This window comes from Nocardia noduli (assembly GCF_019038455.1).
Lineage (GTDB): Bacteria > Actinomycetota > Actinomycetes > Mycobacteriales > Mycobacteriaceae > Nocardia > Nocardia noduli.
Window position 1 is genome coordinate 1 of the sequence record NZ_JAFMPL010000195.1, and the last position, 5456, is coordinate 5456.

Annotated in this window: 8 protein-coding genes; 1 reads left to right on the top strand and 7 read right to left on the bottom strand. The window is 55.6% G+C overall.

Annotation, left to right across the window (positions count from 1 at the left end; all coding sequences use genetic code 11):
• A partial coding sequence (locus JZ792_RS40555; protein ID WP_216918205.1) for a hypothetical protein occupies positions 1-366 on the top strand: 366 nt, incomplete at its 5' end.
• Positions 367-368: 2 nt separating this feature from the next.
• Here JZ792_RS40555 and JZ792_RS40560 read toward each other — a convergent pair.
• The 7 genes from JZ792_RS40560 to JZ792_RS40590 form a co-directional block, all read right to left on the bottom strand.
• Positions 369-761, bottom strand: coding sequence for a YunG family protein (locus JZ792_RS40560; protein WP_216918207.1), 393 nt, complete (start codon positions 759-761; stop codon positions 369-371).
• A gap of 219 nt (positions 762-980) precedes the next feature.
• The gene (locus tag JZ792_RS40565; protein ID WP_216918209.1) at positions 981-1673 is read right to left on the bottom strand and encodes a hypothetical protein; all 693 of its coding nucleotides are present in this window, start codon (positions 1671-1673) and stop codon (positions 981-983) included.
• 43 nt (positions 1674-1716) lie between these two features.
• Positions 1717-2718, bottom strand: a complete 1002-nt coding sequence (locus JZ792_RS40570) for a restriction endonuclease (RefSeq protein ID WP_216918211.1) — start codon at positions 2716-2718, stop codon at positions 1717-1719.
• Between the two features lie 276 nt (positions 2719-2994).
• Positions 2995-3960 carry an HAD family hydrolase gene (locus tag JZ792_RS40575; RefSeq protein WP_216918214.1) on the bottom strand — a complete coding sequence of 322 codons (966 nt, stop codon included), beginning with the start codon at positions 3958-3960 and terminating at the stop codon, positions 2995-2997.
• 9 nt (positions 3961-3969) lie between these two features.
• Positions 3970-4320, bottom strand: a complete 351-nt coding sequence (locus JZ792_RS40580) for a hypothetical protein (RefSeq protein WP_216918216.1) — start codon at positions 4318-4320, stop codon at positions 3970-3972.
• 173 nt (positions 4321-4493) lie between these two features.
• The gene (locus tag JZ792_RS40585; protein ID WP_216918217.1) at positions 4494-4973 is read right to left on the bottom strand and encodes a COG3415 family protein; all 480 of its coding nucleotides are present in this window, start codon (positions 4971-4973) and stop codon (positions 4494-4496) included.
• Between the two features lie 9 nt (positions 4974-4982).
• Positions 4983-5336: a site-specific integrase gene (locus JZ792_RS40590; protein WP_216918218.1), complete on the bottom strand. Its 354-nt coding sequence runs from the start codon at positions 5334-5336 to the stop codon at positions 4983-4985.
• Between the last annotated feature and the right edge of the window lie 120 nt (positions 5337-5456).

Genomic DNA, 5456 nt, shown 5'->3' on the forward strand with positions numbered 1-5456 from the left:
CTTCCGCACGATCTCCTCCGCGGAATGCCGCTTCCGACCTGCCATATCCCTCAGTGTCCCTTCTCAGCCCTCACCAGGCCAAACAGGACTCTAAAACCAAGTGGACTCAATCACCGGGGACAGGCCAATGGCACCGCGGCCTACCCTCGCGAACAGATCGCCTGGCAGATCCGCTTGGCACAGAACCACGTCCAGGCCGGAGCCATTGCCGATGGCTGCGGGGTGCTGATCGAGAACTTCGCGGGCATCAGCACGGTGGCCTCGACCCGACTGCAAACCACGCTCGCCGACATCGCGGACGAACTGCGTCGGCACGTAGCAGTAGCCGAAGTGCGCGAGTTCTTTGGGCTGTGGACTGCCCGGTGATGCTAATCGCCGAGCTGCTCAGCGACTCGCGTCCGCAGTAGCTCGTAGCGCTGCTGGGTGTGCTCATAGGACAGGCAGTAGTCGCGGGTCGAGATGAGGCCCTTGGTTTTCGGCGCCGGTTCCGAAAAGTGAGTGTGCTCCGGGAACTGCTCTGCGGTGAGATCGACCGTCTCCCCAGCGATGACGTTGAAGTAGTGGGAGACGGTGTCGCCGCTGGGCAAGGTGGCGACGCTATTAAGGATGTCCCCACCGAGATGGTCATGCACCACGCAGGCCGTCACGGCGCACTGCCCCTTGGCCGGATTGCTGTCGGTCCAGTCCAGGGCCGCGCTCGTGTCGGCCGACCAGGCGGAGCGGATGGCTTGGTGGAGGGCTTCGAGGGGGACGGTGCCCATGAGAAAAGGGTAGCAATGCGGCCCGGAAGACGAATACGCGCTATCTGTCAGTCAGCTCAACAATCAATCGAGGTAATAACTACATCCCATTATTTTACTGACGATGGGGCGCGTATTGCTATTGCATCGGATATTAGGTGGATATAATTCTGGGCAGCTGATGAAAGGAGAGGATGCGGCATTCATTCGCGCTGCCCGATACGTCACCCACGCGAGTTGTCAGAATATCTTTTTCAAATTCCCCGTAAGTACAAGCCGGTAAGCTTTCGCTCGTAGATCGATGCTGTCGAAAACATGTCCAGCATCCTCTTTTGCCTTATCTCTGCACGCTTCTGCCATGCTATGCAGATGGGCGTACCCCTGCGCATTCAGCTCGGTTTCAAAATCGCCCCATACGTCTAGTATGCCTTTGGCGAAGTCAACCGGCATTTGGTTTAGATCCTTCAAAGCGCCGTCGTGGCCGATAAGCTGTACGGGGCTATTCCTGTCTTTAAGATGCATTGATCCAACGTGCAGTACGTCCTCCCACGTAGGGTTGACGCTGCTAGTGCCGCCGGGGACGGGCTTGTATTTCGCATAGCCAATCTGGTTGCTCAACCCGAAAAGACAGCTTGCGTGACAATGAGTCTTCGGATTTGTGCCAACAAAGAACTCAAAGAGCGATCGAGAACGCAAAAATACGGAATCCATAGCATAGGCTTGCGCGGGGTAGCCAACAACTTCCAGCTTTAGATCTGTCTGCAACTGCCACTCTTGCGCGGCCTGTAACAGGTACGACAATCCGTCGAAAAGGTGCCCTACCTGTCCAGTGCTTGCCAGCCATTTGTCGGGCGTGAAGCTTGCAATGGCGATATCGCATGAGTTAAGACTATTACCCCTGCGGTAGCGGCATGATGAAGTGATCGGATTCATATAATAAACATAACATACGAGATACCCTGCCGTGGATCATCCTCTATGGATTAAGCGTGCGGAAAAAATCCATCAACTGGAGATGTATAAGGTTATATGGATTATCTCCATTGTCGACCAGTCGCGCCAACTCGATGAGGTCATTGTCGTCAAGAAAAACAATGATCTTCTCATGGTCCAACCACGCGCGCCTCCGCGCGGCGATCGCCTGGTCGTTCGGTCCTTTCCGTGAAACTACGACGCCGAACATGCGAAAGGCTTTCGGCCACAGATACTCAACGAGCTGTCGGACCGCCTTTGGTTCGATGTTTCCAGTGTAATTCTTGAATTCGGCGATGACAAAGTGGGTCTTGTAGGTAGAGCGGGCTTGCGACCAGGACGAGTCCGTATGGGGTATGTCAAATATGGCATCCATTATATCGAGGCCATCGTCTGTGCGGTTCTGAATTTTGGGAGGATCTAAGTGTTGCAAAAAGATCTCCGTGAGAAGCTTTGCGGTAGCTACTTCATACGTCTTCCAACCGGTTTTACCTGGCGGAATGCCTGCGAGTTCCGCCGTGACGCGACTCTCTAAGGTAGTACGCGATGGCTCTTCAGGTTCGCGAAATAGGTCATTTAGATCCCGTTCCTCGGCCTTCTTCTGGACCGCATCCGCAATATCGAGGTGTACCGACAGCAGGTGGTCAATCGTTGTGCGATCCCATGCATTTATCCGGTTCTCATGCAGGAGGTCAAACGCCTCGCGGGTGAGACCAATCGAGGTAATTTGCAGAATATTAGATTCTGGGAACTGCTCGCGAAGTCGGACAGCGACACTAATTGTGCGCCTGGCCTGGAGGGAGGATGTTCGAAATTTTCCACGTAAATGCTTGACGATTACAAATGTTTGTTGGCCGTCGGGTGCGATTGCGATAGCATCGACTCCACTGTCGCCCCCGCGGCCGGACAGAGCTGGCGACGAAGTTAACTCGTATGATTCGCGCCGTAGCAGCAGGAGGGCGAGAGCTTCGAAGGTTTGCCCATCCAACGAATCGAGTTCAAGCAAGTCAGCACTCCATGTATGTACTTCGCTCGCCGCTGATCGAAGTAGAGCCACCAAGCGACGATGTTTCTGGGAAGCCTACGACGTTGGGGTGATGCTGACAAAACCTGTGCGGATGCCTGCGGCTGTGACAGCATCCCCAGCCACTCACCACACTGACACGACTACACACCGGCCGACAACCCCAAACCGTTCCGGCAAACGCGGAATGAACTTTCGGGCCCAACAAGCCGATCACTCCACAAACCTTGAGGCTTGACAAGTAGAAGCACTGCTGAATCAGACTTTATGCCCGGCAGGCGCAATTATGTTCGCGATACTGTTTTCACGCCTGGCGCAAATCCCGTCAGATACTTGCTTTAGAGAGTGCATCAGCCAGTTATACGCCTCGGTGTCGGTACTATAGTCAGCCTGCGCCGCCTGATGCACCCGACCATCTTGGACCAACTGTTGGACCCCGTCGTAATTGCCATGAGCAAACCCACCGGTATAGACGCCAAGAGTCTTTCCTCCGTATTGGTTGATGACAGAGAAGACCGGGACGTCGCTAGGCCCATCAGCGATATAAATCATGTTACTGATCGGAACCCTCCGCTCATCATGTGACATACGTGCATTCACGTCGATATCCGGCTCGAAATTTACCCCCTTGTTTATTTCAAACACTGCTCGCGTTTTAGTGGTATTGTCAAGCGTGTAGCCGATGCCCGTAAGAACTCCCGCATCTTTGCACGCTTGGCCATCTTGCATCGATTCCAAGTAGCCCTTCGAAGGAGCATCCGAGAGAAGCTCGCATGCCCATACTCCGTCCACAGACTGTCTGATGGCATTTCCTTCGATCATCTGCCGAAGACCTGTTGATACAATATAATGCTCAACAGCTATTCCATGATGGACGTATCGCTGATCACCTGCGATGAACTCATGAGTCTTCGCCATAAAATCAGGCATCCCTGGCGCCAACGGAACGCGGGCGCCTAGCTCCCGCAGCTTCTCATTCGTCAAGTCCGGGAAATGTCCATCTCGGATATAACTTAGAATATGGCCGAGATATGCCGTATCTTTCGACACGAACAAATTGCGCGACTTATAAAAGTCGACCAGTCCGTTGACTTCTTGCCAGAAGGATTTGGGATCTACGCCATACTCGGCGAACAGGGGGTCTTGCATATAACCCGGAGTCAGCGTTTTATCGAAGTCCCAGATGAATGCAACGATAGTTTGAGTGTTGAGGGAAGGAGGCACGGCTCACTCTCACGCCTGCTCAGGGAAGACAAAGCGTGGAATGCCCGTATCGCCTTCTATCCATCCTTGTAAAGCTATGTTCATGTCACGAACCTCCTCATGAGCTGTTCCGAGCAGACGGATTGGTACAAGTATTAATACGTCAAGCCCCTGATCCAGGAGTTTAGTGAGAGTTGTTCTGGAGTTCCTCAGTGTGCCAATTGCATCAAACACACATTCGACTCGCCCTAGTCGGGGCAGAATCACGAATTCTTCCGAGACAACCTCCGCAGGTTCGCCACTCTCGGCCCATAGCCGTTGAACGATCTCGGCAACTTCTGCACCTGTCGAGTGCGAATGGACTGCCTCGTAAGACTGCATGCATGCAGCGTAGGGCAGAAGGAGACAGCAAGGAGGCGGAAACACGCTCTGATGTAGCGACAGTTCGCGACAAGACTGTACGGCTGCGTGTACGGCACCTTCAGCTGACACGACGCGAACGCCGCTCACAGGGCGTACACGCTCACCCCATCTCCTGGAAGCTGTCAGCCTGCCTACCCGCGCTCCGCTACCGCCGGTCGCATCTGAACCCCAGCACGCTTCAACGCCTTCGCCACGGTACTTGCATCCACACCGAACTCCTTGCCGATCCGTGCCGTCGTCCACATCTGCTCGATGTACAGCTTCGTCGCCCGCTCAACCAATGCCGGGGTCATCTTCACGACAGGTCGGATGGTGACGCCGGATCGCCGCAGGTGAGCCTCGACTGTGTTCCGATGCAGCCCATACTGTTTCGCCAACTTCACCATCGAAACTCCGTGCCGATACGCTTCCACCAGCTCGGCGACCTCGTCGGGCTGGAGCTTGCGGTTTGGGTGATACGGCGCTGGCTCATCCGATTCCGCGCAAATCTGCTGGTCGGCACTAGATTCACTTCCATCCAGATCCGGCCCCAGCTCGCGCACCAGCCTTGACAAACCGGGCGGAAAATTACAAACGGATTCGCGGAGGCGCACAACATTCTTGCAGGTCAAGCCGTTGCCTCACGCGGCTGGACGGCCCCAGAACCCCGGTTCGTACGCAGCGGAAAAACTCGTACGCGCCGCATCGAGTCGAGCCGCTACGTCGTCAAGGTCGTCATCGAACAGATCACTGTAGAAAATAAGCGTCGTGCTCGGCTTGTCGTGCCCGAGCATCCGCTGAATCGCGAGCACCGACGCGCCCTGAGACACCGCGGTATGCCGAAGTACGTGCGGTGTGCACCCTTCCAGCCTCGCGGCTTTCGCGGCCCCGTCGAACCAGCTGCGCCGCATGTTGCGCACCAGCGTCGCCGTAACTCCCGGCGCGAGTTCGACGCGAGCGAAATCAGGGTGGTAGCGGCGCATCTCGGCATACACGCGGTGCGGATTCCGCGCGAAATCCGGTGAATACAACCGGAAGAGGGGACCGTCCAGGCCGTAGGGTCCCGGTTCCTGCCCAACCGGCATCTTATAGGTGCCAGGGCGGTGGGGTGGCGG

Excerpts from the sequence above, each read along its gene's own strand:
- JZ792_RS40560 (WP_216918207.1), bottom strand. The coding sequence starts at position 761 with ATGGGCACCGTCCCCCTCGAAGCCCTCCACCAAGCCATCCGCTCCGCC.
- JZ792_RS40565 (WP_216918209.1), bottom strand. The coding sequence starts at position 1,673 with ATGAATCCGATCACTTCATCATGCCGCTACCGCAGGGGTAATAGTCTT.
- JZ792_RS40580 (WP_216918216.1), bottom strand. The coding sequence starts at position 4,320 with ATGCAGTCTTACGAGGCAGTCCATTCGCACTCGACAGGTGCAGAAGTT.